This is a genomic window from Citrobacter sp. JUb117 (assembly GCF_024809055.1).
GTDB lineage: Bacteria > Pseudomonadota > Gammaproteobacteria > Enterobacterales > Enterobacteriaceae > Citrobacter > Citrobacter gillenii.
This window is the reverse complement of sequence record NZ_JANUFB010000001.1, coordinates 693,060-719,587: the sequence shown is the minus strand read 5'-3', so window position 1 is coordinate 719,587 and position 26,528 is coordinate 693,060. Positions and strand designations below refer to the sequence as shown.

General features: G+C 56.0%; 25 protein-coding genes. 4 read left to right on the top strand and 21 right to left on the bottom strand.

Features of this window, described 5'->3' with window-relative positions; translation table 11 throughout:
• Positions 1–20 precede the first annotated feature (20 nt).
• The 5 genes from nagZ to hinT are packed head-to-tail and all read right to left on the bottom strand — an operon-like array spanning position 21 to position 3,253.
• Complete coding sequence (nagZ, locus tag M2374_RS03490) at positions 21–1,046, bottom strand: beta-N-acetylhexosaminidase (protein WP_096757420.1); 1,026 nt, start codon at positions 1,044–1,046, stop codon at positions 21–23.
• 10 nt (positions 1,047–1,056) lie between these two features.
• Positions 1,057–1,881 (bottom strand): thiamine kinase, encoded by an 825-nt coding sequence (gene thiK, locus M2374_RS03485; protein WP_181625251.1) that lies wholly within the window; start codon positions 1,879–1,881, stop codon positions 1,057–1,059.
• Complete coding sequence (gene lpoB / locus M2374_RS03480) at positions 1,862–2,503, bottom strand: penicillin-binding protein activator LpoB (protein ID WP_096757422.1); 642 nt, start codon at positions 2,501–2,503, stop codon at positions 1,862–1,864. Before lpoB ends, thiK begins: the two co-directional genes overlap by 20 nt.
• Positions 2,504–2,516: 13 nt before the next feature.
• On the bottom strand, positions 2,517–2,891 hold the full coding sequence (locus M2374_RS03475) for a YcfL family protein (RefSeq protein WP_096757423.1): 375 nt from the start codon (positions 2,889–2,891) through the stop codon (positions 2,517–2,519).
• A gap of 2 nt (positions 2,892–2,893) precedes the next feature.
• Entirely contained in the window at positions 2,894–3,253 is a 360-nt protein-coding gene (gene hinT / locus M2374_RS03470) for a purine nucleoside phosphoramidase (protein WP_096759427.1), read from the bottom strand.
• A gap of 356 nt (positions 3,254–3,609) precedes the next feature.
• Here hinT and fhuE point away from each other — a divergent pair, with 356 nt between their 5' ends.
• Complete coding sequence (gene fhuE, locus M2374_RS03465) at positions 3,610–5,799, top strand: ferric-rhodotorulic acid/ferric-coprogen receptor FhuE (protein WP_137362904.1); 2,190 nt, start codon at positions 3,610–3,612, stop codon at positions 5,797–5,799.
• Between the two features lie 69 nt (positions 5,800–5,868).
• Here the strand turns inward: fhuE and paaY are convergent, their stop codons facing one another.
• The 13 genes from paaY to paaA form a co-directional block, all read right to left on the bottom strand.
• Positions 5,869–6,465 carry a phenylacetic acid degradation protein PaaY gene (gene paaY / locus M2374_RS03460; protein ID WP_137399362.1) on the bottom strand — a complete coding sequence of 199 codons (597 nt, stop codon included), beginning with the start codon at positions 6,463–6,465 and terminating at the stop codon, positions 5,869–5,871.
• 11 nt (positions 6,466–6,476) lie between these two features.
• Complete coding sequence (gene paaX, locus M2374_RS03455; protein WP_181688245.1) at positions 6,477–7,403, bottom strand: phenylacetic acid degradation operon negative regulatory protein PaaX; 927 nt, start codon at positions 7,401–7,403, stop codon at positions 6,477–6,479.
• Positions 7,404–7,560: 157 nt separating this feature from the next.
• Entirely contained in the window at positions 7,561–8,874 is a 1,314-nt protein-coding gene (gene paaK / locus M2374_RS03450) for a phenylacetate--CoA ligase PaaK (protein ID WP_181631312.1), read from the bottom strand.
• Positions 8,875–8,902: 28 nt separating this feature from the next.
• Positions 8,903–10,108 carry a 3-oxoadipyl-CoA thiolase gene (gene pcaF / locus M2374_RS03445; RefSeq protein ID WP_181688246.1) on the bottom strand — a complete coding sequence of 402 codons (1,206 nt, stop codon included), beginning with the start codon at positions 10,106–10,108 and terminating at the stop codon, positions 8,903–8,905.
• Positions 10,108–10,530, bottom strand: a complete 423-nt coding sequence (gene paaI / locus M2374_RS03440) for a hydroxyphenylacetyl-CoA thioesterase PaaI (protein ID WP_062773526.1) — start codon at positions 10,528–10,530, stop codon at positions 10,108–10,110. Before paaI ends, pcaF begins: the two co-directional genes overlap by 1 nt.
• Positions 10,523–11,941 (bottom strand): 3-hydroxyacyl-CoA dehydrogenase, encoded by a 1,419-nt coding sequence (locus tag M2374_RS03435; protein WP_181688247.1) that lies wholly within the window; start codon positions 11,939–11,941, stop codon positions 10,523–10,525. The genes paaI and M2374_RS03435 overlap by 8 nt, the downstream gene beginning before the upstream one ends.
• A gap of 3 nt (positions 11,942–11,944) precedes the next feature.
• Positions 11,945–12,733 (bottom strand): 2-(1,2-epoxy-1,2-dihydrophenyl)acetyl-CoA isomerase PaaG, encoded by a 789-nt coding sequence (paaG, locus tag M2374_RS03430; protein WP_181688248.1) that lies wholly within the window; start codon positions 12,731–12,733, stop codon positions 11,945–11,947.
• A gap of 2 nt (positions 12,734–12,735) precedes the next feature.
• Positions 12,736–13,503, bottom strand: a complete 768-nt coding sequence (gene paaF / locus M2374_RS03425) for a 2,3-dehydroadipyl-CoA hydratase PaaF (RefSeq protein ID WP_181688249.1) — start codon at positions 13,501–13,503, stop codon at positions 12,736–12,738.
• Positions 13,500–14,570, bottom strand: a complete 1,071-nt coding sequence (gene paaE, locus M2374_RS03420) for a 1,2-phenylacetyl-CoA epoxidase subunit PaaE (RefSeq protein ID WP_181688250.1) — start codon at positions 14,568–14,570, stop codon at positions 13,500–13,502. Before paaE ends, paaF begins: the two co-directional genes overlap by 4 nt.
• 7 nt (positions 14,571–14,577) lie before the next feature.
• A complete protein-coding gene (gene paaD / locus M2374_RS03415) occupies positions 14,578–15,078 on the bottom strand; it encodes a 1,2-phenylacetyl-CoA epoxidase subunit PaaD (RefSeq protein WP_181688251.1) in 501 nt (166 codons plus the stop codon).
• 12 nt (positions 15,079–15,090) lie between these two features.
• Positions 15,091–15,846: a 1,2-phenylacetyl-CoA epoxidase subunit PaaC gene (gene paaC / locus M2374_RS03410; RefSeq protein WP_181688252.1), complete on the bottom strand. Its 756-nt coding sequence runs from the start codon at positions 15,844–15,846 to the stop codon at positions 15,091–15,093.
• A gap of 10 nt (positions 15,847–15,856) precedes the next feature.
• Positions 15,857–16,144, bottom strand: coding sequence for a 1,2-phenylacetyl-CoA epoxidase subunit PaaB (paaB, locus tag M2374_RS03405; RefSeq protein WP_062773507.1), 288 nt, complete (start codon positions 16,142–16,144; stop codon positions 15,857–15,859).
• 11 nt (positions 16,145–16,155) lie between these two features.
• Complete coding sequence (gene paaA, locus M2374_RS03400; protein ID WP_174361013.1) at positions 16,156–17,085, bottom strand: 1,2-phenylacetyl-CoA epoxidase subunit PaaA; 930 nt, start codon at positions 17,083–17,085, stop codon at positions 16,156–16,158.
• Positions 17,086–17,370: 285 nt separating this feature from the next.
• Between paaA and paaZ the strand changes: the two genes are divergently transcribed.
• Positions 17,371–19,416: a phenylacetic acid degradation bifunctional protein PaaZ gene (gene paaZ / locus M2374_RS03395; protein WP_181539758.1), complete on the top strand. Its 2,046-nt coding sequence runs from the start codon at positions 17,371–17,373 to the stop codon at positions 19,414–19,416.
• 47 nt (positions 19,417–19,463) lie between these two features.
• On the opposite strand, the gene kdgA is transcribed toward paaZ, so the two are convergent.
• From kdgA to zwf, 3 genes are all read right to left on the bottom strand, one after another.
• Entirely contained in the window at positions 19,464–20,105 is a 642-nt protein-coding gene (gene kdgA, locus M2374_RS03390; protein WP_003034901.1) for a bifunctional 4-hydroxy-2-oxoglutarate aldolase/2-dehydro-3-deoxy-phosphogluconate aldolase, read from the bottom strand.
• 36 nt (positions 20,106–20,141) lie between these two features.
• Complete coding sequence (gene edd, locus M2374_RS03385) at positions 20,142–21,953, bottom strand: phosphogluconate dehydratase (RefSeq protein WP_181688254.1); 1,812 nt, start codon at positions 21,951–21,953, stop codon at positions 20,142–20,144.
• Between the two features lie 234 nt (positions 21,954–22,187).
• Complete coding sequence (zwf, locus tag M2374_RS03380) at positions 22,188–23,663, bottom strand: glucose-6-phosphate dehydrogenase (protein ID WP_096757426.1); 1,476 nt, start codon at positions 23,661–23,663, stop codon at positions 22,188–22,190.
• A gap of 365 nt (positions 23,664–24,028) precedes the next feature.
• On the opposite strand from zwf, the gene M2374_RS03375 reads away from it, so the two are divergent.
• A complete protein-coding gene (locus M2374_RS03375; RefSeq protein ID WP_096759428.1) occupies positions 24,029–24,898 on the top strand; it encodes a MurR/RpiR family transcriptional regulator in 870 nt (289 codons plus the stop codon).
• Positions 24,899–25,019: 121 nt separating this feature from the next.
• A complete protein-coding gene (pyk, locus tag M2374_RS03370) occupies positions 25,020–26,462 on the top strand; it encodes a pyruvate kinase (protein WP_181688255.1) in 1,443 nt (480 codons plus the stop codon).
• Positions 26,463–26,528 lie beyond the last annotated feature (66 nt).

Genomic DNA, 26,528 nt, shown 5'->3' with positions numbered 1-26,528 from the left:
CGCATCCTCGCAAACTTGCGTTAATGACCTGCTTTCTCTTCCTGCCAGCGTTCATGAAGCTGGTTGAGCTGGGCGCTGATTGTTTTCCAGCGATCCGAGTCCATCAGTTCCTGACGCGAAAATGAACCTTTATGATACAAACGTGTAACACGCTCTGCATTGATCGGCGACAGATTATCTAACACACTGACTGCCCCTTTACGATTATTGCAGACCAGGATCATATCGCAACCTGCATCCAGCGATGCCTGGCCTCGCTCTGCATAGCTCCCCATGATTGCCGCACCTTCCATCGACAGATCGTCAGAGAAAATCACACCGTCAAAACCAAGCTCCTGACGCAGGACCGTTTTTAGCCAATGCGGTGAACCACTCGCCGGGCGGGAGTCTACTTCGCTATAAATCACGTGCGCAGGCATAATCGCGTCGAGTTTGTTTTCCGTAATAAGCGCCTGGAACACCGACATATCGTTAGCGCGAATTTCAGCTTCCGGTCGCGGATCGGTGGGCGTTTCTTTGTGTGAATCCGCCGTCACTGCCCCATGTCCAGGGAAATGCTTCCCGGTGGTTTTCATGCCTGCCGCGTGCATACCGTCGATAAAGCGCGTCGCCATCGCCAGCGCTTTTAGCGGATCGGCATGATACGAACGCTCGCCAATCGCGGCACTGATATGGCCGACATCCAAAACGGGGGCAAAACTGATATCAATGTCCATCGCAATCATCTCGCTGGCCATCAGCCATCCGGCGTTTTCAGCCAGCTTTCCACCCTCTTCCAGACCGTGCAGTGCGGCAAAGGATTGTGCCGCTGGCAGGCGGGTAAAACCTTCGCGAAAACGCTGCACGCGCCCGCCTTCTTGATCCACCGCCACCACCAGATGATTACGTGACGCCGCGCGAATCTGACGCACTAATTCACGTAACTGTTCCGGGTCGTGGTAATTACGGGTAAAGAGGATTAAACCACCCACCAACGGGTGCGCCAAAATCTCTCGCTCTTCCGCGTCCAGCTCATACCCTTCAACATCCAACATTACTGGACCCACACTGCTCTCCTTATCCTTTCATGGTTAGCTGCCGCCAGGTGTCATCGGCCAGCCTGATAAATTGTCGATCGCCTGTCTGTTGCCAGCGATACTCAAACCACCCCGCCTTCAGCATCAGTATCCAGGGTTGCCACTGTCTGATCTGCCGCCACAGAACGTTTGGGTCAATATGCGCATGGCGGGCATAGGCGTTGACCAACTCGCGATGTTGCGACTCGTCAGCGACCCACACTGCTGCCAGCTCGAGGGCGATATCGCCGTCCCCGGCATACTCCCAGTCAATCAACCGCAGACCTGACACCGTATGCACAATGTTGTCGCCGTGGACATCCATATGCAAAGGCCCCAAACGCAAGGGATGAGGTTCCCGTCGTTTTCTCAGACGCTTTAGCACACGTAACCAGCGCGATGTGCGACGCGTCGGATCACAACACTGCCAGTACTGTTCCAGCAACGGCAGCAGACTCACTCGCCAGCCAAAATGGGGTTGTTGGTGAAGATGATACAGTAAGCGCGCGAGTTCGTCGGCTTCCGGTAATCTGGAATCGACTCTACCGTGAAAATAGTCGATGGCCATCCACCCGCGCGTATAAAAACGAGGTTCAGGAGCCAGACTGTCCGGCAGGCGTTTTAGCGCATGATAGTGGCGTAAAAAATGCGACTCTGGCGCGTCAGGATCGTGATGACGGCGCAGTACGAGGCGATGGGAATGATGTTCAATGACGCAGCTCCCGCCGCTCAAGCCAAGCTTACCAGCTGCGACGGGACGATACTGCGGGAAATAGCGCGACAACACCTCATCGCGCGTCAATGGCTTATTGTTGCTGAACGGCACCTTTACCTGACCAGATTATCTCACCCGTTTGTACCAGCATTAATTGCATTTGCAGTGATGGCGTATTGACGTTACCGGATGCGCTGGAATACAGCACATACTGGGCACCGACGTTACGGGCAATGCCAATCGCTTTGCTGCGCGTGCCTAAGCTGTCGTGCGGTGATAAACCGAGTTGCTGCTTCGCTATCGCCAGTTGCTGCGCCGAAACCAGGGTAAATTTCCCGTTATTCGCCAGCGCATTGCGCAGCGTCTCGGTGGCTTCCCCTGCATTAAGTGAACCGTTAGTGCGGTTGTTCACGCTGTCGACCAGCAGAACGCCCCCGGCTTTTACGCCATCCGCCTGCAGCATTTTGCCCACCATCGGCTGCATCGCCCCGTTCCAGTCATAATGACGTACTCGCGGAGCGGGCTGCGCCGTTTGATCCTCATGTTCAATCGGACCCGGCTGCTGCGGAATGGTCGGCACTGTAGGTACAACTGGCACAGGCTGTTGCGGCTGCGCGGGCTGTTCCGGTACCGGTTTTACTTCATCTACCGGTGCAGGCTCACGTTGCGCCACACAGCCAGAGAGAAATATCGCCAGCGCAGCAACCACGGCGTAGCGATTCAATTTGATCATCAAGATTCACCTCTTACAAATAAAGATAAAGTCTAACCTTGTGCGCCCCCAGAAAATTGGCGCTGCCATACAATGTCACCGACGAACGTGCCGGAATCGTAACGCTACGTGGCGCCTCCAGAGGGTGCATTTCCAGCCCTCTGGCGTCATACCAGTAAAACCGATAATGAACGGTGACGGGTTCTTGCCTTTCGTTATAGAGTCGTGAGGATGCCGAAGGCTGAATATCAGACGTGGTTAACGCAGGTTGTTCTGCTGTTATACCCGCGGCCAGTATTGTTGATTCCATCACCAGAGACTGTTCATCACTGACCGGAATTTCGGGGTGTGAACGACAGCCAGCCAGCAACAGTAAGCCCAGCGTCAGCGCGATGCATCCTCTGGTCATTATCATAGACCTTTATGTGCAAGCATTGGCCCCAACACACGGCCCCCTAGCAGATGCATGTGGATGTGATACACCTCTTGTCCACCGTGGCGATTGGTATTCATGATCAAACGGTAGCCATCTTCGGCAATACCTTCCTGCTCGGCGATTTTGGCCGCCACGGTGATCATTCGGCCCAGCGCCTGTTCATGTTCTGCCGTTACATCGTTAACGGTTGGGATCAGAACGTTGGGAATGATCAGGATATGCGTGGGTGCCTGAGGTGAAATATCACGAAACGCGGTTACCAGTTCGTCCTGATACACGATGTCTGAGGGAATTTCACGACGAATAATTTTGCTGAATATAGTTTCTTCTGCCACGACGTTTTCCTTTTTCATTAACAGCCCATGCGTTGTGCCATGCTACGCCGAGCGACTCTGCGAGTATAGAGTATGAGCGAGTTACTCACGCTCTTTCAACTTTAACCCCCGATTTTTTAAGCAAAAAGCTCCCTCTCCGCTGTTCTTATAACCATTTACCGCCGCTATTGCTCAGACATAGTACTGAAACAATATTTCATTTATCTCTGTAGCATCTGTTTACACGTTGAATATGAATGCGTATATTTCGCATTTGCATTTGCATTTGCATACAAATTTAATAGTTAACAACAAAAGGGTTCATCACCCGCAACGGTGATTAGAACTTAATATTAATAATTATCAAGGACTTATTGATGTCTTTCACAACATACAACCGGGATTCTCAGCGTCAACCCGCACTCGCCCCTTCCTTGCTTGCTGTCTGTATTGCCATGGCTTTTATTCCCGCTTCAGGCTTCGCCGCCAACGAAGATACGGTGATCGTTGATGGTTCAGCCACCGCAGACTCGGCATCCGGCGAAGAACAGGATTACAGCGTGAAGTCGACGACAGCAGGCACCAAAATGCAGATGACCCAGCGCGATATACCTCAGTCGGTCACTATCGTTAGCCAGCAGCGCATGGAAGATCAGCAGTTACAGACTCTCGGTGATGTGATGGACAACACGCTCGGTATCAGTAAAAGCCAGGCTGACTCCGATCGTAACAGCTATTTTTCCCGCGGTTTTGAGATTGATAACTATATGGTCGACGGGATCCCGACCTATTTTGAATCCCGCTGGAACCTCGGCGATGCACTTTCCGACACCGCCTTGTTTGAACGCGTAGAAGTGGTGCGCGGAGCGAACGGTTTGATGACCGGAACGGGCAATCCTTCAGCCTCCATTAACATGATTCGTAAACACGCCACCAGCCGCGAGTTCACCGGTAATGTGTCGGCAGAATACGGCAGCTGGAATAAACAGCGCTATGTCACTGATTTACAGAGTCCGTTAACCGAAGATGGCAATGTGCGCGCCCGCATCGTCGCCGGATATCAGAATAACGACTCCTGGCTTGACCGCTACAACAGCGAAAAAATGTTCTTCTCCGGGATTGTCGATGCGGATCTGGGTGACACCACCAGCCTGTCTGCCGGTTATGAATACCAGCGTATTGACGTTAACAGCCCAACCTGGGGTGGCCTGCCGCGCTGGAATACCGACGGCAGCAAAAACAGCTATGACCGTTCGCGCAGCACGGCTCCGGACTGGGCCTACAATGACAAAGACATCAACAAAGTCTTTGTCACGCTGAAACAGCGTTTTGCCGATACCTGGCAGACAACCCTGAACGCTACCCACTCTGAGGTTAAGTTCGACAGCAAAACAATGTACATCGATGCCTATGTCGACAAAAACACCGGTATGCTGGTCGGCCCTTATGCTAATTATGGACCTGGCTTCGACAACGTCGGCGGTACGGGGTGGAACAGCGGCAAGCGTAAGATCGATGCGGTTGATCTGTTCGCCGACGGTGGCTACGACCTGTTTGGTCGTCAACATAACCTGATGCTCGGCGGCAGCTACAGCAAACAAAACAACCGTTATGTCAATGCCTGGGATAACGTGTATCCGAACGAAGTGGGGAATTTCAATAACTTCGACGGTAATATTCCTGAGACTAACTGGCGTCCACAATCGCTGGCCCAGGACGATACCACCCACATGAAATCGCTCTACGCGGCGACGCGTGTTTCGCTGGCCGACCCGCTGCACTTGATCCTCGGCGCACGTTATACCAACTGGCGTATCGACACCCTGACCTACAGCATGGAAAAAAATCACACCACACCGTATGCCGGTCTGGTGTATGACATTGATGATAACTGGTCAACCTACGCCAGCTATACCTCTATTTTCCAGCCACAGAACAAACGTGACAGCTCGGGTAAATACCTCTCTCCGATCACCGGTAACAACTATGAGATGGGGTTAAAGTCGGACTGGATGAACAGTCGCCTGACCACCACCCTTGCGGTATTCCGTATCGAGCAGGATAACCTGGCACAGTCTACCGGTACGCCAATTGCCGGCAGCAATGGCGAAACGGCCTATAAGTCGAGCAATGGTACAGTCAGCAAAGGGGTTGAATTCGAAGTGAACGGTGCAATCACCGATAACTGGCAGATGACGTTTGGCGCAACGCGCTACGTTGCCGAAGATAACGAAGGCAAGGCGGTGAACCCAAACCTGCCACGTACTACGGTGAAACTGTTCACCCGTTATCGTCTGCCAGCGATACCGGAGCTGACCGTCGGCGGTGGTGTTAACTGGCAGAATCGCGTTTACAGCGATACCGTGACGCCGTACGGGACGTTCCGAGCCGAACAGGGTAGCTACGCATTGGTAGATTTATTCACCCGTTACCAGGTGACAAAAAACTTCTCCCTGCAGGGCAACCTGAACAACCTGTTCGATAAGACTTACGACACCAACATTGACGGCTCTATCGTCTATGGTGAACCGCGTAACGTCAGCGTCACCGCCAGCTATCAGTTCTGATAAGAACATTGTGCCCGGCGTTGTCACCCCGATGACAACGCCGGTAACCCGACGCCCGCTTGCCCCGAGCTAACTCGCTGATTTCGGCTTCAGATCTTCATCAAACTCCAGCCGCTTACGGTCGGGCTCCGCTTCGGTCAGCGGTTGCACTTCAGAAAGCGTGTGCTGACAGCGTTCCACCAGTACCTGATATTCACGGGTGCCCTGCTTCTTCCACGTCAGTTCTTGCTCGGTTAGGGTGCGAATCGCTTTTGCCGGACTACCGACAATCAGATGGTTGGCGGGCATCTCAGCCCGGGCTTTCACAAACGCCGACGCACCGACAATACTGTTTTCACCAATGGTCGCCCCATCGATAATCACCGCGCTCATACCGACCAGCGCATTACGGCCAATTACGCAACCGTGCAGAATGGCACCGTGGCCGATATGCCCGTCTTCTTCCACCACAGTGTCCTGCCCCGGGAAACCGTGCATTACGCAGTTATCTTGAATATTCGCGCCATCTTTCACCACGATACGACCAAAATCGCCGCGCAGGCTAGCGTTAGGACCCACGTAAACCCCTTTGCCGAGGATCACATCGCCAATCAGTACGGCGGTTGGATGAACATAGCTTTCGTTAGGTACGACGGGGATCATTCCGTCCATCTGGTAAATCGGCATGGCTTCTCCTGTTACGCCTCGGCTAATCCACCAAAGCGTTGATAATAGAGCGGCCCCGGCGCGGGCAGTTCGCCCACTGAACTTTCGCCTTTTTCACTGACAAAAGCCTGAGCACCGGGCGCGACGCGTTGATAGATATTGATACACAACTGGCGTGCGGTCTGACCCAGCCAGTGGGCGGGCAGCAGTTCCTCTGGTAACAGCGGATCTTTCAGTACCACCCGACGATAGAAATGGATCAGCAGCAGACGGATCTGGAAGCAGCGTTCCGGCGTCAGCTCACCCGCATCGGCGTCACGCAGCAGCGGCAACAGCGGGCGGAACAATGTGATAAACGCCTCGTACATGGCGTTCTGTTCGGTCAGTTGCCAGCACTCTTCCACACGCTCACGCAGCGCAGCGCGAGAAATGGCCAGCGGTGAATGTGCTTCAAATACAATCACATTTTCCGCCACACCCGCTTCGTGTAGTAGCGACTGCACATCCGCCAGCTTTTGCGACGGCGAGGCCAGCAGGCTTGGCGCAAGGACGCCGAACCCCTGCCAAATCAGCTGCTTTTTGACTTCATTAAGGGTATTTTTTTCTAGCCCTTCAGAAAGTAACAACAGCCAGGTGCCGTCCCATTCCGGGGCACTGGCGCGATAAATTTTGCTTTCGGCGCGTCGTGTCAGGCGTAACCCTTTATCGCTCAGCCGGTAGAAGCTGCGCCGGCCAATGCGCACCACGTCCAGCCACTCTTCTTTATTAAGGCGAAACAGCGCGGTGCGCACAAAGCGTTCACCAAAGCCGAGTCCTTCAAGCAATGCCGCCACGCTGCCGAGCCACACTTCGCCGCCACGCTGGGATAAGCAGTCACCGTATAACGAGGCGATAAGCGAGGTGCCGCTAATGGGCATCGCGGCCACCGCCTGCTGAATAAAGCTGTCGAGTTTGTCCATATGATTCATTCTGTTGTTATTTATATCCTTTTTGAATCATAGCACAGGAATAATTCCGCGAAACGGCGGGAATTGGTAGGCCGGATAAGGCAACGCCGCCATCCGGCAATCTGTGCGCTTTCGCCTGATGGCGCTGCGCGTATCAGGCCTACGGGTCTTAACCGTTTGCTGCGACTTTACGCAAATCAAACACCCGGCACGCTTTGCCTTCGGAGCGTGGAATGCTGCCGCAGTTAACGATGCTGACGTCGGTAGAAATTCCAACCATCGACTTAATACGGTGACGCAGATGGTGGCAAATCTGACAGCGCTGCTCATGGTCCAGCGCCAGACCGCTCTCTTTTAGCTCCACGCGCACGGAAAGTGAATCAAGATGCCCGCGACGATCCACTTCCAGCTGATAATGCGGCGCCAGATGCTCAATCTTGAGGATCTCTTCTTCCAGCTGCGACGGGAAGACGTTAACGCCGCGAATAATCAGCATGTCATCGCTGCGCCCGCTGATGCGATCCATCCGGCGCATGGTGCGGGCGGTGCCCGGCAGCAGGCGCGTCAGGTCGCGGGTGCGGTAGCGGATCACCGGCAACGCTTCTTTGGTCAGGGTGGTGAACAGTAATTCACCATGCTCACCGTCGGCCAGCGGCGTGCCGTCTTCCGGGTTGACCACTTCTGGGAAGAAATGGTCTTCCCAGATAGTCGGGCCATCGCCGGTTTCAATGCACTCCATCGCCACGCCCGGCCCCATCACTTCGGACAAGCCGTAAATATCCAGCGCGGTAATGCCGAGGCGACGTTCAATTTCTGCGCGCATCCCCGCCGTCCACGGCTCGGCGCCAAACACGCCGGTACGCAGCGAGCAGCCGCGCGCGTCGCCGCCCATCTGGCGTTCGAGTTCTTCAATCAGGTTCAGGCAGTAAGACGGCGTCACCATGATCATGTCAGGCTTGAAATCACGAATCAGCTGCGCCTGTTTCTCAGTTTGTCCGCCGGACATCGGGATCACCGTGGCCCCTAAACGTTCCGCGCCGTAATGCGCGCCCAGGCCGCCGGTAAACAGGCCATAGCCGTAGGCGACGTGGATTTTGTCTTTCGCCGTGCCGCCCGCCGCACGCAGAGAGCGCGCAACAATATTGGCCCAGGTGTCGATGTCGTTTTGCGTATAGCCGACGACGGTCGGTTTGCCGGTGGTGCCAGACGACGCATGGATACGCACCACCTGCTCCATCGGCACCGCGAAGGTGTCGAACGGATAGTTATCACGCAGGTCCTGCTTGGTAGTGCAAGGAAACTTGCTTAGGTCACTCAGCTCACGGAAATCATCCGGATGAACCCCCGCCGCATCGAACTTACGGCGATACATCGGCACATTTTCATAGGCGTGTTTTAACGTCCACTTCAGACGTTCGGTTTGCAGAGCCTGTAATTCATCACGCGATGCAGTTTCAATCGGATCTAATGTTGTTGTTGTCATTTTGTAGGGTATCCGCAGGTCAATTAGCTCACACTCGCTCGAGGATCAGGGCAATGCCCTGGCCCACGCCAATACACATCGTACACAGCGCATAGCGTCCATTGCGTCGTTCCAGTTCCAGCGTTGCCGCCAGCGCTAAGCGCACGCCGCTCATTCCCAACGGGTGGCCTAAGGCGATGGCGCCACCGTTGGGATTCACGTGTTCAGCATCATCTGCCAGACCGAGCTGACGCATCACGCCCAGCGCCTGAGCGGCAAAGGCTTCGTTCAACTCAATCACATCCATATCGTTAATATTCAGCCCGGCACGCTCCAGCACTTTACGCACTGCCGGCACCGGCCCCAGCCCCATAAACTTCGGCTCCACACCCGCCGTCGCCATCGCTACGATGCGTGCTCGCGGCGTCAGCCCCTGTACCTTTGCCTGTTCTGCGCTGGCAATAATCATCGCCGCCGCACCGTCGTTCACGCCGGAGGCGTTCCCGGCGGTAATTACGCCGCCTTTACGGAACGGGGTTTTCAGTGAAGAGAGTTGTTCGAGGGTGGTTTCCGCACGCGGATGTTCATCATCACGCACCGCGCTGACCGCGCCCTTCTTGCCGATAATCTGCACTGGCACAATTTCCTGCGCCAGAATGCCGTCGCGCTGAGCTTGTGCCGTGCGCTGCTGGCTGCGATAAGCAAAGGCGTCCTGGTCTTCGCGGCTGATATTTAACAATTCAGCTACATTCTCCGCCGTTTCCGGCATGCTGTCAGTTCCAAATTGTTGCTGCATGAGCGGGTTCACAAAACGCCAGCCGATGGTGGTGTCAAACATCTCCGCCTGACGCTGAAACGGCGAGGTGGCTTTGCCCATCACAAACGGCGCGCGGGACATGGATTCCACGCCACCGGCAATCAGCAGATCCGCATCACCGGCTTTAATCGCCCGAGCGGCAAAGCCAATCGCGTCCAGCCCGGAACCACACAATCGGTTGATGGTGGTGCCCGCCACAGAGTGCGGATAACCCGCCAGCAGCGTCGCCATATGCGCCACGTTACGGTTATCTTCCCCCGCCTGATTGGCGCAGCCGAAGATCACATCGTCGATGGCGCTGGCATCCAACTTCGGATTCCGGTTGAGTAATTCCCGCAGCGGAATGGCAGCCAGATCGTCGGCGCGAACGCCGGCCAGCGCGCCGCCGTAGCGACCAATCGGGGTACGAATGCCGTCACAAATAAATGCGTCACGCATTAGACTTCTCCTGTAATAGTGCCGCCGATGCGGTGCGATTTGCCGCGAAACAGGGCCACAATCTTTTGCTGCTGGTTGATAATTTCAATGTCATAGACGCCGGTCAGCTTGCCCTGCTGCTTGACCCGCGCGGTGGCGGTCAGCAGTTCACCAACAAAGGCCGGACGCAGGAAATCGATACTGGCAGCAGACGCCACCGCCGCCAGCCCCTGACTGTTGCAGGCGTAGGCGAATGCGGTATCTGCCAGCGAAAATAGTTGTCCACCGTGGCAGGTTTGATGACCGTTCAACATGTTCGGTGATACCGCCATGGTCATCTGCGCGTAGCCTTCGTCCATTTCGATAATCTTGATACCCAGCGTTTTGGCACAGGTGTCGTTCTCATACATGGCGCGGGCGTTGCGCCAGGCTTCATTACTCATGACGCATCTCCAGTAGCGCTTTTTCGCGCAGCAGCGCACTCGGGCGATAGCGTTCTTCGCCGTAATGCTGTTGCAGGTTCTCCAGCAGACGCAGGACGCGCCCCCAGCCCAGCGTTTCGCCCCAGCCAATCGGGCCGTGCGGGTAATTAACGCCCAGACGCATGGCGGTATCGATATCCTCGGCGCTGGCAACGCCTTTTTGCAGCGCGTCCAGCGCTTCATTCGCCAGCATCGCCACCGTGCGCCACACCAGCAGGCCGGGGTAATCGGCGATGTGCAGCACCTTTTTGCCCTGCTGCTGGAAGAAATAAACCGCTTTATCGGTGGCGGCTTGTGGATTGGTGGCAGCACTTGCCAGCACCACCGTGTCGCCCGCCGCGTAGTCGTACACCACCACCGGGCGTTTGTGCTGCACACTTAAGGCCAGCGCGGTTTCACCCGTGGTTTCCAGTAGCAGCACATCGTCTAATTCAGTGACAACGTCACGCTTGATATTTTCCGCAGCACAGTGCGCTGACACCACAGCCAGCGCCAGTTCCGGCTGTGCTTCAACAGGCCAGCGATAAACACCGTGACCGCTTTTCTTACCCAGACGCCCGGCAATGGCCAGCTCCTGTTGCAGCAGCGACGGCAGAAAACGTCGGTCCTGCCAGAAAGCGTTAAACACCGAACAGGTCACCGCAAAATTGACGTCCTGGCCAATAAGATCGGTCAGCGCCAGCGGCCCCATCGGGAACCCGCCGCCGTCGCGCAATGCGGCGTCAATCACTTCAGGCGCCGCCACCTGCTCTTCCAGCGCCCGCCAGGCTTCGGCGTAAAACGGCCGCGCCACGCGGTTGACGATAAAGCCCGGCGTTGAACGGCAGCGCACCGGCTGTTTGCCCCAGGCGCTCACGCACTGGCACAGTTGCTCAACCACTTCGGCTGAGGTCGCCAGACCGCTGACCACTTCGACCAGCTTCATCACCGGTGCCGGGTTAAAGAAATGCAGCCCGGCTACGCGCTCGGGGTGCTTAATGCCAGCGGCAATGGTGGTAATGGAAATCGACGAGGTATTGCTGGTCAGCAGCGTCGACGGGGAGCAGATCTCCGCCAGCTGGCTGAACAGCGCCTGTTTGATCTCCAGACGCTCGGACGCCGCTTCAATCACCAGTTGCGCATCCGCAAGCTGATTCAGTTCAGTTGCCGGAGTAATACTAGCCAGCAGCATCTGTGCTTGCTCGGCGCTGATTTTCCCGCGACTGATGCGGGAATCCAGACGCTGGGCAATACCGTCGATGGCGCGAGTAATCGCGTCGGCGGAAATGTCATACAGCAGCACCGAATGCCCGGCGCTGGCAGCCACTTCAACAATGCCCGCGCCCATGGTGCCACCGCCAATCACGGCGACGGTGTGGAGTGTTTGCGTCATGGCTTATTTCCCGCTGAACTGTGGAGGACGTTTGCCGAGGAAGGCGCTGACGCCCTCGCGATAGTCGTCGCTGCGCCCGGCAAGGCGCTGGAAATCGCGCTCAACGTCGAGCTGGTCATCCAGGGAGTTGGTTTCCGCCAGCTGCAACGCTTTCTTGATAAGCCCTAAACCGTAGGTGGGCTGGGAAGCCAGATGGCGCGCCAGCGTCAGGCTGGTGTCTTTCAGCTCTGCGTCATCCACCAGTTGCCAGATAATACCCCACTGCGCGGCTTGTTCTGCGCTCAAGCTGTCGCCCAGCAGCATCAATCCCATCGCGCGGGCGCGGGTAGTGACGCGCGGTAATACCCAGCTACCGCCGCAGTCCGGTACCAGACCTAGCTTGCTGAAAGCCATCACAAATTTCGCAGAACGCGCCGCCAGCACGATATCGCAGCCCAGCGCCAGCGTGGCACCGGCACCTGCCGCTACGCCGTTGACCGCACAAATCACCGGCTTGGGCAGCGCGGCTAAGCGACGCACCAGCGGGTTATAAAAACGCTCCACCGACATGCCTAAATCCGGCGCGGGGCCGCTTGGGTCAACGTTACGGTCGTTCAGATCCTGTCCGGCGCAAAAACCGCGCCCGGCACCGGTAATCAGCAGGCAGCGAATGGTCTCGTCGCGTTCAGCCTGCTTCAGGCATTCGGACAACTGCTGGTGCATGGCGTCGTTAAAGCTGTTGAGTCGGTCCGGGCGGTTCAGGGTGATGGTCATCACGCCCTGGTCGATATCGCTAATAATGAATGCGTCCACGGTTAACGTCCTTTGAAGGCTGGGGTGCGTTTTTCTAAAAAGGCATTGATGCCTTCGCGACGGTCTTCGGTGGCGCTCAGCACGGTAAACAGCTGGCGCTCCTGGGTTAGTCCGGCCTGCAAACTGACCTCCTGCGCCAGACGTAACGACTGTTTGGCGGCACGCAGCGCCAGCGGCGAGTGGCGGGCAATCGTCGCCGCCAGCTTCAGTGCGTATTCGTCAGAAAGGTTGGCTGGGTGGATATCGCTGACCAGCCCCGCCTGCTGTGCCCGCTGAGCATCAATGCTTTCACCGCTGAGCACCATGCGGCTGGCCAGCGCTTTTCCGACGCTACGAATCAGGCGCTGAGTCCCACCGGCCCCCGGCATGGTGCCGAGGGTGATCTCCGGCAGACCAAAGCGGGCGTTATCCCCGGCAATCACCAGGTCGCACAGCAGCGCCAGTTCGCAGCCCGCGCCCAGCGCGTAGCCGTTGACTACCGCAATCAGCGGCTTATTGAAGGCATCGATACGCGCCCATAAGCGCGGGCGAATATCATCAAAGGTGGCGGGCAAATCTTTTTCCGCCATTTCGTTAAGATCGGCACCGGCGGCAAAGTAGCGCGGATTGCCGCTTATCACGCAGACACTAACGCTTGAGTCCCCCGCCGCACTTTCCAGCGCCTCGGCAAGCTGAGTCAGCAACGCGTTATTCAGCGCATTACGCGCCTGCGGACGGTTCAGCGTCAGCTGTAAAACGCGGTCGTGACGGGTAATAAGGAGTTCGCTCATGCCATCCCCCGCGCATCAAAGTCGACCACCACATCGCCGCTGGTTGGCAGCGCCTGACAGCTCAGCACATAGCCCACCGCCAGTTCGTCGGCTTCGAGGCTGTAGTTAGCTGCCATCGCCACTTCGCCGCGCACCACTTTGCATTTGCAGGTAGCGCAGACGCCGCCTTTGCAAGCGAACGGCAGGTCGGCCCCCTGACGCAGCGCGGCATCGAGAATGCTGTCGTCATCGGCAGTCAGTGAAATCAGACGCTCACGACCGTCCTGACGCAACGTCACCGTGCGCCCTTCTGCCTGTACGCCGGTGGCGCGTTTAACGCTGGTCCCCGGCGTATTGAAGCGCTCAAGGTGAATGGCTTTTTCCGGCATTCCCAGCGCACGCAGCGTGGTTTCAGCGTCGTCCATCATCGCCGACGGGCCGCAGATAAAAGCGTCGTCAAAGCGGCTGAAATCGAGCAGATGCTCAGACAGCGCGCGCAGTTTGTCGCCGTCGATGCGGCCCTGTAGCAGGTCGCTGTCCATCGACTCCTGGCTGAACAGATGAATCACCTGTAAACGCTGCGGATAGCGGTCTTTCAGGTCAGCCAGCGCCTGGCGGAACATCATGCTGTGGCTGCTGCGGTTGCCGTAAATCAGGGTGAAGCGGCTATCAGGTTCAATAGTCAGAGTAGCCTCGATAATCGCCATCATCGGCGTGATGCCGGATCCGGCGGCAATTGCCAGATATTCGGCCTGCCGTTCAGCCTGCGGCTGATAGCCAAAGTGGCCCTGCGGTACCATCACCTCAAATGCCATACCCTGCTGGATATCGCTCTGGGCGAAACGTGAAAAACGGCCACCGTCGATGGCTTTCACCGCCACGCTGATTTCTGCCGGTGAGCGACTGCGACAAATGGAGTAGCAGCGACGCAGTTCTTCGCCACCAAGACGGGTTTTCAGCGTCAGATGCTGGCCCGGACGGAAGGCGTAGGCGCTACGCAGCGCGTCGGGAATGGCAAAGGTGATGGTTACCGCATCGCGGGTTTCCGGCTCAACATTTGCCACGGTAAGCGAATGAAATGTTGTCATCGCGACCTCAAATACATTTAAAGTAATCAAAGGGTTCACGGCAGCTTTCGCAGCGATACAGCGCTTTGCAGGCCGTGGAACCGAATTCGCTAATCAGCGAGCTGTGGGTGCTACCGCAGCGTGGACAGAGCACATCCTTCGGCATTTCGTCGGCGTGACAGGCATGGGCCTGCGGCGGGCTGATGCCGTACTGCCGCAGGCGTTCGCGGGCGTCCGGGCTCATCCAGTCGGTGGTCCACGGTGGGTCAAGCTGCAACACAATGTGTACCGGGGTGTAGCCGTGCTCGGTCATCACCGCGCGAATTTCACCTAACAGATGTTCGGTTGCCGGGCAGCCGGAATAGGTTGGCGTGAAGCCAATCACCCAGCCGTCGCCGTGACGTTCCACACTGCGGACCATACCGAGGTCGGTAATGGTCAGCACCGGCACTTCCGGGTCGGGGATGGCGCTTAGCAATCCCCAAACGGTATGCACCTCAGCGGGCGCGATGGTGGCAAGACGTTGCATAGCGACCTCCGTTTACCAGTGCTGACCGGGGTAAGCACGTTGCAAGTACTGCATCTCTGCCAGCATTGGCCCCAGATGTTCACTGTGCAGCCCCTGTTTCCCGCCGCTGCGGAACGCTGCTTCTTGCGGGATCTGCAAACCAGAATCGAGCAGCGCGGTGTGTACCGTCGCCTGCCATTCAGCCTGTAGCTCACGCGGATCGACGGCGATCCCCTGCGCAATTAATTCGATCTCCAGCTCATCGGCCTGGAACAGCTCGCCGGTGAAGCGCCACAGGTTGTCCACCGCTTGCTGCATCAGATTTGCCGAGTGTTCGGTGCCGTTACCCAAACGCTCCAGCCAGCCGCGGCTAAAACGCTGGTGATAGCGCACTTCTTTCAGCCCTTTGGCGGCGATAGCGGCAAGCTGCGCGTCGCGGCTGTTAATAAGGCGGCTGAACAGCGCCACGTGCCAGACGTCGATAAAAAACTGACGGGCGATGGTGTCGGCAAAGTTGCCGTTCGGCTGTTCGACCAACAACAGATTGCGGAACTGGCGTTCATCGCGACCAAAGGCCAGCGTGTCTTCATCGCCGCTGCCGTTGAGTTCGGCGGCATAGCTTAAGAAATTACGCGCCTGACCCAGCAGGTCGAGCCCAATATTGGCCAGCGCCAGGTCAATCTCCAGCTCCGGCGTATGACCGCACCACGCGCCTAAACGCTGGGCCAGCACCAGGCCGTTATCGCCCAGACGCAGGACATAGGTGGCAACGGGATTCAGGTTATTCATCGTCGTTGCCTCACATATGTTCCATGCCGTCCGGCACGGTGTAGAACGTCGGGTGACGGTAAACTTTGCTCTCTGCCGGGTCGAAAAACGCACCGCGTTCTTCCGGCTGCGAGGCGACGATTTCGCTCGCCTTCACCACCCAAATCGAACAGCCTTCGCTGCGGCGGGTGTAGGCATCACGGGCGTTTTCCAGCGCCATCTGGTCATCGGCGGCGTGCAGGCTACCGACGTGGCGGTGAGACAAACCTTGTTTGCTGCGGACAAACACTTCGTATAACGGCCAGTATGTTTTGCTCATCTTTTTTCTCCTTAGGCGGCGCTGCGGGCCTGCTGTTTTTCGGCATGCGCCAGCGCGGCTTCGCGCACCCATGCCCCCTCTTCCCAGGCTTTACGTTTTGCGCCCAGACGTTCGTGGTTACAGATGCCACGCCCGTTGATGACTTCGTTAAGTTCCTGCCAGTCAATTTCGCCGTAGCGATAGTGACCGGTGGCTGCGTCGAGTTGCAGGTCAGCGTCCGGCACCTGCATGCCGAGGATTTCCACCTGCGGCACGGTGTTGTCGACAAAGCGCTGACGCAGTTCGTCGTTGGAATGCAGTTTGATTTTCCACGCCATGCTGCGGGCGCTGTTCGGCGAATTGTCATCGCTCGGGCCGAACATCATCAGCGCTGGCCACCAGAAGCGGTTGATGGCGTCTTGCAACATTTGACGCTGTTCTTCGCTGCCCGCGGCAAGCGCCATGCAGGCTTCAAAACCCTGACGCTGGTGGAAGCTCTCTTCTTTGCAGATTTTGACCATCGCCCTGGCATACGGGCCGTAGGAGGTGCGACACAAAGCCACCTGATTGACGATCGCCGCGCCATCAACCAGCCAGCCGATGACGCCGATATCGGCCCAGGTCAGGGTTGGATAGTTAAAAATAGAGGAGTACTTCATCTGCCCGTCGAGCATCTTCTGATACAGATCTTCACGGGCGCAGCCGAGGGTTTCGGCGGCGCTGTAGAGGTACAGGCCATGTCCGGCTTCATCCTGCACTTTCGCCAGCAGAATCGCTTTGCGGCGAAGCGTTGGGGCGCGAGTTACCCAGTTACCTTCCGGCAGCATGCCAACAATTTCCGAATGCGCATGCTGACCAATCTGGCGAATCAGCGTTTTGCGGTAGGCATCCGGCATCCAGTCCTGTGGTTCGATGGCGGTATCCTGCGCGATGCGCTGGTCAAAGCTATGTTCTTCTGTCACGTCATCACCTTATGATTCCGATAAATTCAATAAATTAATATTTGCGAATCACTTTGTTTTATAAAAGTTACATCTTAGTTAAATAAAACCACAAATTTTGTTTGTGCATTTTGTGATGAGTACCGCAAAGGGTTTTAGTAATCCGTTTATAAACAGGCTTGCATCACTATCATGGATAGTGTCCTCGATCGCATTGTTAACAAATTATTAAAATCAGGCTTGCATTTTATGATTCAGAAAATAACTATTTATAGCGAGATTGCGTAACACATCTGGAGAATAACCATGCAGCAGTTAGCCAGCTATTTATCCGGTGCCTGGCAGACCGGCCGGGGCCGCACCCGCACCATTCATCACGCCATCAGCGGCGAAGCGCTGTGGGAAGTCACAAGCGAGGGGCTGGATATGGCGCAGGCGCGCCGCTTCGCCATCGAGCACGGCGGTAAAGCGTTACAGGCGATGACCTTTATTGAACGCAGCGCAATGTTAAAAGCGGTGGCGAAACATCTGCTGGAGCTGAAAGCCGATTTCTATGCCATCTCCGCCGAGACCGGCGCGACGCGTGCGGATAGCTGGGTGGATATTGAAGGCGGTATCGGCACCCTCTTCACCTATGCCGGACTGGGCAGCCGTGAACTGCCGGACGATACCCTGTGGCCGGAAGATGAGCTGATCCCGCTGTCCAAACAAGGTGGCTTTGCCGCGCGTCACGTGCTGACCTCCAAATCCGGCGTGGCGGTGCATATCAACGCCTTTAACTTCCCCTGCTGGGGCATGTTAGAAAAGCTGGCCCCCACCTGGCTTGCCGGGATGCCCGCGATCATCAAACCAGCCACCGCCACCGCGCAGTTAACCCAGGCGATGGTCAAAGCGATTGTCGATAGCGGGCTGGTGCCGGACGGCGCGATCAGCCTGATTTGCGGCGGCGCGGGCGACCTGCTCGACCAGCTTGATCATCAGGACGTGGTGACTTTTACCGGCTCAGCAAAAACCGGGCAACAGCTGCGCGTGCATCCGAATCTGGTGGCGAAATCTATTCCCTTCACCATGGAAGCGGACTCGCTGAACTGCTGCGTGCTGGGTGACGATGTGACGCCGGAACAGCCGGAATTTGCGCTGTTTATCCGTGAAGTGGTGCGCGAGATGACCACCAAAGCCGGGCAAAAATGTACCGCTATTCGCCGGATTATCGTGCCGCAGGCGCAGGTGAAAGCGGTGAGCGAGGCGTTGATTGCCCGTCTGCAAAAAGTGGTGGTCGGCGACCCGGCGCAGGAAGGTGTGAAGATGGGCGCGCTGGTCAATAGCGAACAGCGTCAGGACGTGCAGGATAACGTCAACCGCCTGCTGGAAGCCGGATGTGACGTGCTGCTGGGTGGCAAAGCCGATCTCAACGCTGCCGGGGCATTCTTCCCACCGACGCTGCTGTTCTGCGCGCAGCCGGATGAAGTGGCGGCGGTTCACGCGATTGAAGCATTTGGCCCGGTGGCGACGCTGATGCCGTATCAGAATAGCGAGCACGCGATGCAGCTGGCGCGCGCCGGTGAAGGTAGCCTGGCGGGAACGTTAGTGACGGCAGATGGCGCACTGGCGCGTGCGTTTATTCTCGGTGCTGCCCGCGCCCACGGTCGTATTCAGGTGCTGAACGAAGAATCTTCCGTCGAATCTACCGGCCACGGTTCCCCTCTGCCGCAGCTGGTACACGGCGGCCCGGGACGCGCGGGTGGCGGCGAAGAACTCGGCGGCCTGCGGGCGGTAAAACACTACATGCAGCGCACCGCGATTCAGGGCAGCCCGACGATGCTTGCCGCCATCGGCCAGCAATGGGTGCGCGGCGCGCAGGTGGCGGAAGACCGCGTCCACCCGTTCCGCAAATATTTTGAAGAGATCCAGCCGGGCGACAGCCTGCTGACCCCGCGCCGCACGCTGACCGAAGCGGATATCGTCAACTTTGCCTGCCTGAGCGGCGATCACTTCTACGCTCACATGGACAAAATTGCCGCCGCAGAATCGATTTTTGGCGAGCGCGTGGTGCACGGTTACTTCCTGATTTCTGCCGCCGCCGGGCTGTTTGTTGACGCGGGCGTCGGCCCGGTTATCGCCAACTACGGCATGGAAAACCTGCGCTTTATCGAGCCGGTAAAACCGGGCGATACTATCCAGGTACGCCTGACCTGCAAACGTAAAACGGTGAAACGCCAGCGCAGCGCTGAAGAGAAGGCCACAGGCGTAGTGGAATGGTCAGTGGAGATTTTCAATCAGCATCAGCAAGCGGTGGCGCTGTACTCAATCCTGACGCTGGTCGCGCGCCAGCAGGGGGATTTTCCGGCGTGAACAAACCCGATGGTGCGTTCCAGTCGCACCATCGGGCATTTAACGATTTACTGCTTCGCGCCTTCTACCGCTTCGCGAGCCAGTTTGGTAATGCGATCGTAGTCACCCGCTTCCAGCGCATCCGCCGGAACCAGCCAGGAGCCGCCGATACACAGTACGCTTTTCAGCGCCAGATAGTCACGGTAGTTGGCCGGAGAAATACCGCCGGTTGGGCAGAAACGCACCTGGGAGAACGGACCCGCAATCGCCTGCAGCGCTTTTGTCCCGCCGTTCGCTTCAGCCGGGAAGAATTTGAATTCTTTCAAGCCGTAATCCATGCCCAGCATCAGTTCAGAAACGGTGCTGATGCCTGGGATCAGAGGAATCGTCCCTTCGGTTGCCGCTTTCAGCAGAGGCTCGGTCAGTCCTGGGCTAATAGCAAACTGCGCACCAGCTTCCGTCACTTCCGCGAGCTGCTGCGGGTTCAGTACGGTACCTGCACCGACGATCGCATCCGGCACTTCTTTGGCGATAGCACGAATGGCGTCCATCGCACATGCGGTACGTAAGGTCACTTCCAGAACACGAACACCCCCTGCAACCAGCGCTTTTGCCATCGGCACCGCGTGTTCCAGTTTATTCACCACGATAACCGGTACAACCGGGCCAGTGGTCAGGATTGCTTCTGCACTTGTCTTCCAGTTTTTCATCAGAGTTTCTTCTCTCGCCTGATTACAAAATGAGTCTTAAAAATCGATACAGGTTGCGCCCTGCTCCGCACCGGACAGCTTTTCGCGCAACGCACTGAACATCTCACGCCCTGTTCCTAACCGCGATGCGCTGAGGTCAGGAATGTGGGGCTGACGAGAGGCAAGTTCCTCTTCATCGACCAGCAGCGTCAATTCACCTGTCTGTCCATTCACTCGAATGATGTCGCCATCGCGTACTTTTGCCAGTAGCCCGCCATCATAAGCTTCCGGTGTTACATGGATTGCTGAAGGCACTTTACCTGAAGCACCTGAAAGTCGTCCATCGGTAACTAACGCAATTTTGAAACAACGGTCCAATAATACACCAAGAGGCGGCATGAGTTTATGTAATTCTGGCATACCGTTCGCTTTTGGCCCCTGATGGCGAACGACCACCACGCAGTCACGGTCAAGCAGGCCCGCATCAAAGGCCGGTAACACATCATGCTGACTCTCAAAGACAATTGCCGGGGCTTCAATGATCTGGTTTTCAACCGGTACCGCGGACGTTTTCATCACCGCGCGCCCCAGGTTGCCGCTCAGCACTTTGGTGCCGCCATGATGCGAGAACGGCTGGTCAAAGGTAGCAATCACGCTGCTATCCAGCGACTTCTCAGCCCCTTCTCGCCAGTCCAGTTCGCCGTTGTTTAGCCACGGTTCCTGGGTATAACGCGACAAGCCAAAGCCCGCGACGGTGTTGACATCTTCATGCAGCAGACCCGCATTGAGCAGCTCACGCATCAACACCGGTACACCGCCCGCGGCCTGGAAGTGGTTAATATCGGCCGGACCGTTAGGGTACAGACGCGCCATCAGCGGCACGATATCGGACAGATCGGAGAAGTCATCCCAGTTGATGAGAATGCCTGCCGCGCGCGCCATCGCCACCAGGTGCATCGTATGGTTGGTGGACCCCCCGGTCGCCAGCAGGGCCACAATACCGTTCACCACCACTTTTTCATCAATCATTTTACCGATAGGCATCCACTCGTTGCCGTTACCGGTCAGGCGTGTGACCTGACGCGCCGCCGCCGCGGTCAGCGCTTCACGCAGGGGGGCATCAGGATGCACGAAAGAGGAGCCCGGCAACTGCATGCCCATAAACTCCACCACCATCTGGTTGGTGTTTGCTGTACCGTAGAAAGTACAGGTTCCCGGCGCGTGATAAGACGCGGCTTCGGATTCCAGAAGCGCCATACGGTCAACTTTGCCTTCGGCATAGAGCTGGCGGATACGGACTTTTTCTTTGTTCGCCAGACCACTCGCCATCGGGCCTGAAGGGATAAAGATGGACGGCAGATGACCAAACGACAGCGCCGCCATCACCAGCCCCGGGACAATTTTGTCACACACGCCGAGGAACAGCGCGCCATCGAACATGTTGTGAGACAAGCCAATAGCCGCCGACATTGCAATCACTTCGCGGCTCAGCAGGGAAAGCTCCATCCCGTCCTGTCCCTGAGTGACGCCATCACACATCGCCGGCACGCCACCCGCAACCTGGCCTACCGCATTGGCTGCATGCAAGGCTTTGCGAATGATATCCGGATAATGCTCATACGGCTGATGCGCAGAAAGCATGTCGTTATAGGAGGTAATGATCGCGATATTGTTACGCAGCATGCTTTTCAGAGATGCTTTATCTTCTGGCTGACAGGCGGCAAAACCGTGGGCCAGATTCCCGCACGCCAGCTGCGAACGATGAACGGTGTTCGTCTTGGCCTGTTCGATACGGGCGAGGTAGGCAGAACGCGTCTTTTGAGAACGTTCAACGATGCGTTGTGTTACGCGTAACAAATTCGGATTCATAGAGGCTCCTAAAATTTATCTGTCAGAGCATCAGGATTAACAATGCGTTTCAGCAAGGTAACACCATGCTGAATAGCTTGCTGGCCGTAGCTCAGGGGCAAAATCGTTTCAGGCAGTGTAATAAAAAAAGCCCCGCGGGTGAATCCACGCGAGGCTTAAAAGTGCAAAAATTATTCTACAATCTGTGTTAGATCATGTTACCGGTAAAATAACACCTAATGGCTAGATGGAATTTTACTCGAATTCGTTCCAGGAACGACCGTCACGGGTGATCATGGCCACCGAGGCAACCGGTCCCCAGGTCCCAGCCTGATACGGCTTCGGTGCGTCGTTGTCCATCGCCCAGGCTTCGGTGATGGAGTCCACCCACTTCCATGCTTCTTCGACTTCATCACGGCGCACGAACAGCGCCTGAATGCCGCGCATAGTTTCCAACAGCAAGCGCTCGTAGGCATCTGCCAGGTGCGTTTGATTGAAGGTTTCGGAATAGCTCAGATCCAGCTTGGTTATCTGCAGATTATGCTTGTGGTCCAGACCCGGCACTTTGTTAAGCACCTGGATATCGACACCTTCGTCCGGCTGCAAACGGATGGTCAGCTTGTTCTGCGGCAGATCCTGCCAGGATTCTTTAAACAGGTTAAGTTCAGGCGTTTTGAAGTACACCACCACTTCAGAGCACTTGGTCGGCAGACGCTTACCGGTACGCAGGTAAAACGGCACGCCCGCCCAGCGCCAGTTGTCGATATCCACACGGATAGCGACAAAGGTTTCGGTGTTGCTGCTCTTGTTCGCACCCTCTTCTTCCAGGTACCCCGGTACTTTTTTACCTTGCGCAAAACCGGTGGTGTACTGACCACGCACCGTTTTTTCACGCACGTTCGTACGATCGATACGGCGCAGTGATTTCAGGACCTTCACTTTCTCATCACGGATGCTGTCGGCGCTCAGATCAGACGGCGGCGACATGGCGATCATGCACAGAATCTGCAGCAGGTGGTTCTGGATCATGTCGCGCATCTGACCGGCCTGGTCAAAATAACCCCAACGGCCTTCGATACCCACCTCTTCCGCCACGGTAATTTCGACGTGATCGATGGTGCGGTTATCCCAGTTGTTCACAAACAGGGAGTTGGCAAAGCGCAGTGCCAGCAGGTTTAGTACCGTTTCTTTGCCCAGATAGTGGTCAATACGGTAAACCTGACATTCTTCAAAATATTGACCGACCTGGTCGTTAATTTCGCGGGAAGTTGCCAGCGACGTTCCCAGCGGCTTTTCCATCACCACGCGCGCCGGTTTAGCGTTCAATTTCGCTTCCCCTAAGCCTTTGCAGATCGCGCCAAACGTGCTTGGCGGCATGGCAAAGTAGTTAATCGTGGTACGTGCTTTTTGATCCAGCATGTCGCCCAGACGGCTAAAGGCAGCGGTATCATTGACGTCCAGGTTACAAAACTCCAGACGACCACTGAGGGTTTCCCACAAACTTTCATCGATTTTTTCTTTCATGAAAGTTTCGAGCGCTTCGCGTACAACCTTGGTATAGGCTGCTTTGTCCCAGTCAGCGCGGCCAACTCCAATAATGCGGGTGTCCGGGTTAATCTGGCCGGCTTTTTCCAGCTGATACAGGGAAGGCAGCAATTTTCGACGTGCAAGGTCGCCCTTCGCGCCGAAAATGACCAGGTCACATGCCTGGGCTGTTTGCGTTACCGCCATGTCATTCTCCTCAGTTGAGTGTCGGGTATTCATGCCCGACACTGAATGTAATTTTATTACAGTGCACTGTACTGCTTTTACGTGATTCCGTGAACCGTAAACGCTTATCCAGCCGTGCTGTTACTGTGAACAGCGGCGTTATTGACGTTTACCGCCGCAAAATGGATAAAAAAGTCGCTTTTTTACGTGACCATGAAGACGTAAGAAAACCCGACTCCGATCATGTATTGAAAAAAAACAACAACTTTTCTGTCCATTTTGCCCCGAATGTGGGTTCACAGGGGTAATATCTACCAGAGTTACCGCTCGATTTCCCCATATCGCTGAAATCGTTTTTGCCCATGGCCGATGAGTCTACTCACATCATGAATATGCTGGAAAAAATCCAGTTAAAACTGGAACATCTGAGCAAGTCAGAACGTAAGGTCGCCGATGTTATTCTGACCTCACCTGACAGGGCTATCCATTCAAGTATTGCCACGCTGGCTCTGGAAGCCAACGTCAGTGAGCCGACCGTGAATCGCTTCTGTCGCAGCATGGACACACGAGGCTTCCCTGATTTTAAACTGCATTTGGCACAAAGTCTGGCTAATGGTACCCCGTATGTTAATCGTAATGTCGATGAGGATGATAGCGTCGAGTCCTACACCGGGAAAATCTTCGAATCTGCCATGGCAAGCCTGGACCACGTCCGTCAGTCGCTGGATAACGCGGCGGTCAATCGGGCGGTAGATTTATTAACCCAAGCAAAGAAAATCGCCTTTTTCGGTCTGGGTTCGTCCGCTGCCGTGGCGCACGACGCCATGAATAAATTTTTCCGCTTTAACGTACCGGTTATCTATTCCGACGATATTGTACTGCAACGTATGAGCTGTATGAATTGTAGCGATGACGACGTCATTGTCCTTATTTCACATACCGGCAGAACAAAGAGTCTGGTTGAACTGGCGCAGCTGGCGCGGGAAAACGATGCCATGGTGATCGCCCTTACTTCCCCCGGAACGCCGCTGGCGCGTGAAGCCACGCTGGCAATTACCCTGGATGTACCGGAAGATACTGACATTTATATGCCTATGGTCTCTCGACTTGCTCAACTGACCGTGATAGATGTGCTGGCTACGGGATTTACTTTGCGCCGTGGTGCAAAATTTAGAGATAACTTGAAGCGTGTCAAGGAAGCGCTCAAGGAATCGCGTTTTGATAAAGAATTACTCATCAAGAGTGATGACCGCTAAAAGCAATAACGATGTTCTACCCTTTTATCATCCGGGTCGTTCATTTCTACCGTTATGTTTCAGAACGGCCGGATCAATGTTCACACGCAACACCTAGTTGTTTCAGTCAACGGAGTATTACATGTCCAGAAGGCTTCGCAGAACCAAAATCGTTACCACGTTAGGCCCAGCAACTGACCGCGATAACAACCTTGAAAAAATTATCGCCGCGGGCGCAAACGTTGTACGTATGAACTTTTCGCACGGCTCTCCAGAAGATCACAAACTGCGGGCGGATAAAGTCCGTGAAATTGCCGCCAAACTGGGACGTCATGTCGCTATTTTGGGTGACCTACAGGGACCTAAAATCCGCGTATCAACCTTCAAAGAAGGCAAAGTATTCCTCAATATTGGCGACAAGTTCCTGTTAGATGCCAACCTGGGTAAAGGCGAAGGCGATAATGAAAAAGTCGGTATTGATTATAAAGGCCTACCTGCTGACGTAGTGCCGGGCGACATCCTGCTGCTAGATGACGGTCGCGTACAGCTCAAAGTACTGGAAGTTCAGGGCATGAAGGTCTTCACCGAAGTGACCGTCGGTGGCCCGCTTTCCAATAACAAAGGCATCAACAAACTGGGCGGCGGTCTCTCTGCAGAAGCACTGACCGAAAAAGACAAAGCTGACATCATCACCGCGGCGCAAATCAGCGTTGACTATCTGGCCGTCTCCTTCCCGCGCTGCGGCGAAGATCTGAACTATGCCCGCCGTCTGGCGCGCGATGCAGGCTGCGATGCGAAAATTGTTGCCAAGGTGGAGCGTGCAGAAGCCGTGTGCGACCAGAATGCAATGGATGACATCATCCTGGCCTCTGACGTCGTGATGGTTGCTCGTGGCGACCTGGGCGTTGAAATTGGCGATCCGGAGCTGGTCGGTATTCAGAAAGCCCTGATCCGTCGTGCGCGTCAGCTGAACCGTGCGGTCATTACCGCCACGCAGATGATGGAGTCGATGATCACCAACCCGATGCCGACCCGTGCAGAAGTGATGGACGTGGCGAACGCCGTACTCGACGGCACCGACGCCGTTATGCTGTCAGCAGAAACCGCCGCAGGCCAGTATCCGGCTGAAACCGTTGCCGCCATGGCGCGTGTCTGCCTGGGCGCGGAAAAAATCCCGAGCATTAATGTCTCCAAACACCGCCTCGACGTGCAGTTTGATAACGTTGAAGAAGCGATTGCCATGTCCGCAATGTATGCAGCGAACCACCTGAAAGGGGTCACCGCCATCATCGCGATGACAGAATCCGGTCGTACCGCGCTGATGACGTCCCGTATCAGCTCCGGCCTGCCGATTTTCGCCATGTCGCGTCATGAGCGTACGCTGAACCTGACCTCCCTGTACCGCGGCGTTACTCCGGTTCACTTTGACAGCGAAACCGACGGTGTGGTTGCCGCCAGCGAAGCGGTGAACCTGCTGCGTGATAAAGGCTATCTGGTTTCTGGCGATCTGGTGATTGTCACCCAGGGCGACGTCATGAGCACCATTGGCTCCACCAACACCACGCGTATTCTGACCGTAGAATAATAACCTCGCTCAATGCCTGATGTTGCTTTGATCATCAGGCCTACAGGTGGTACCTGATACAGAAAG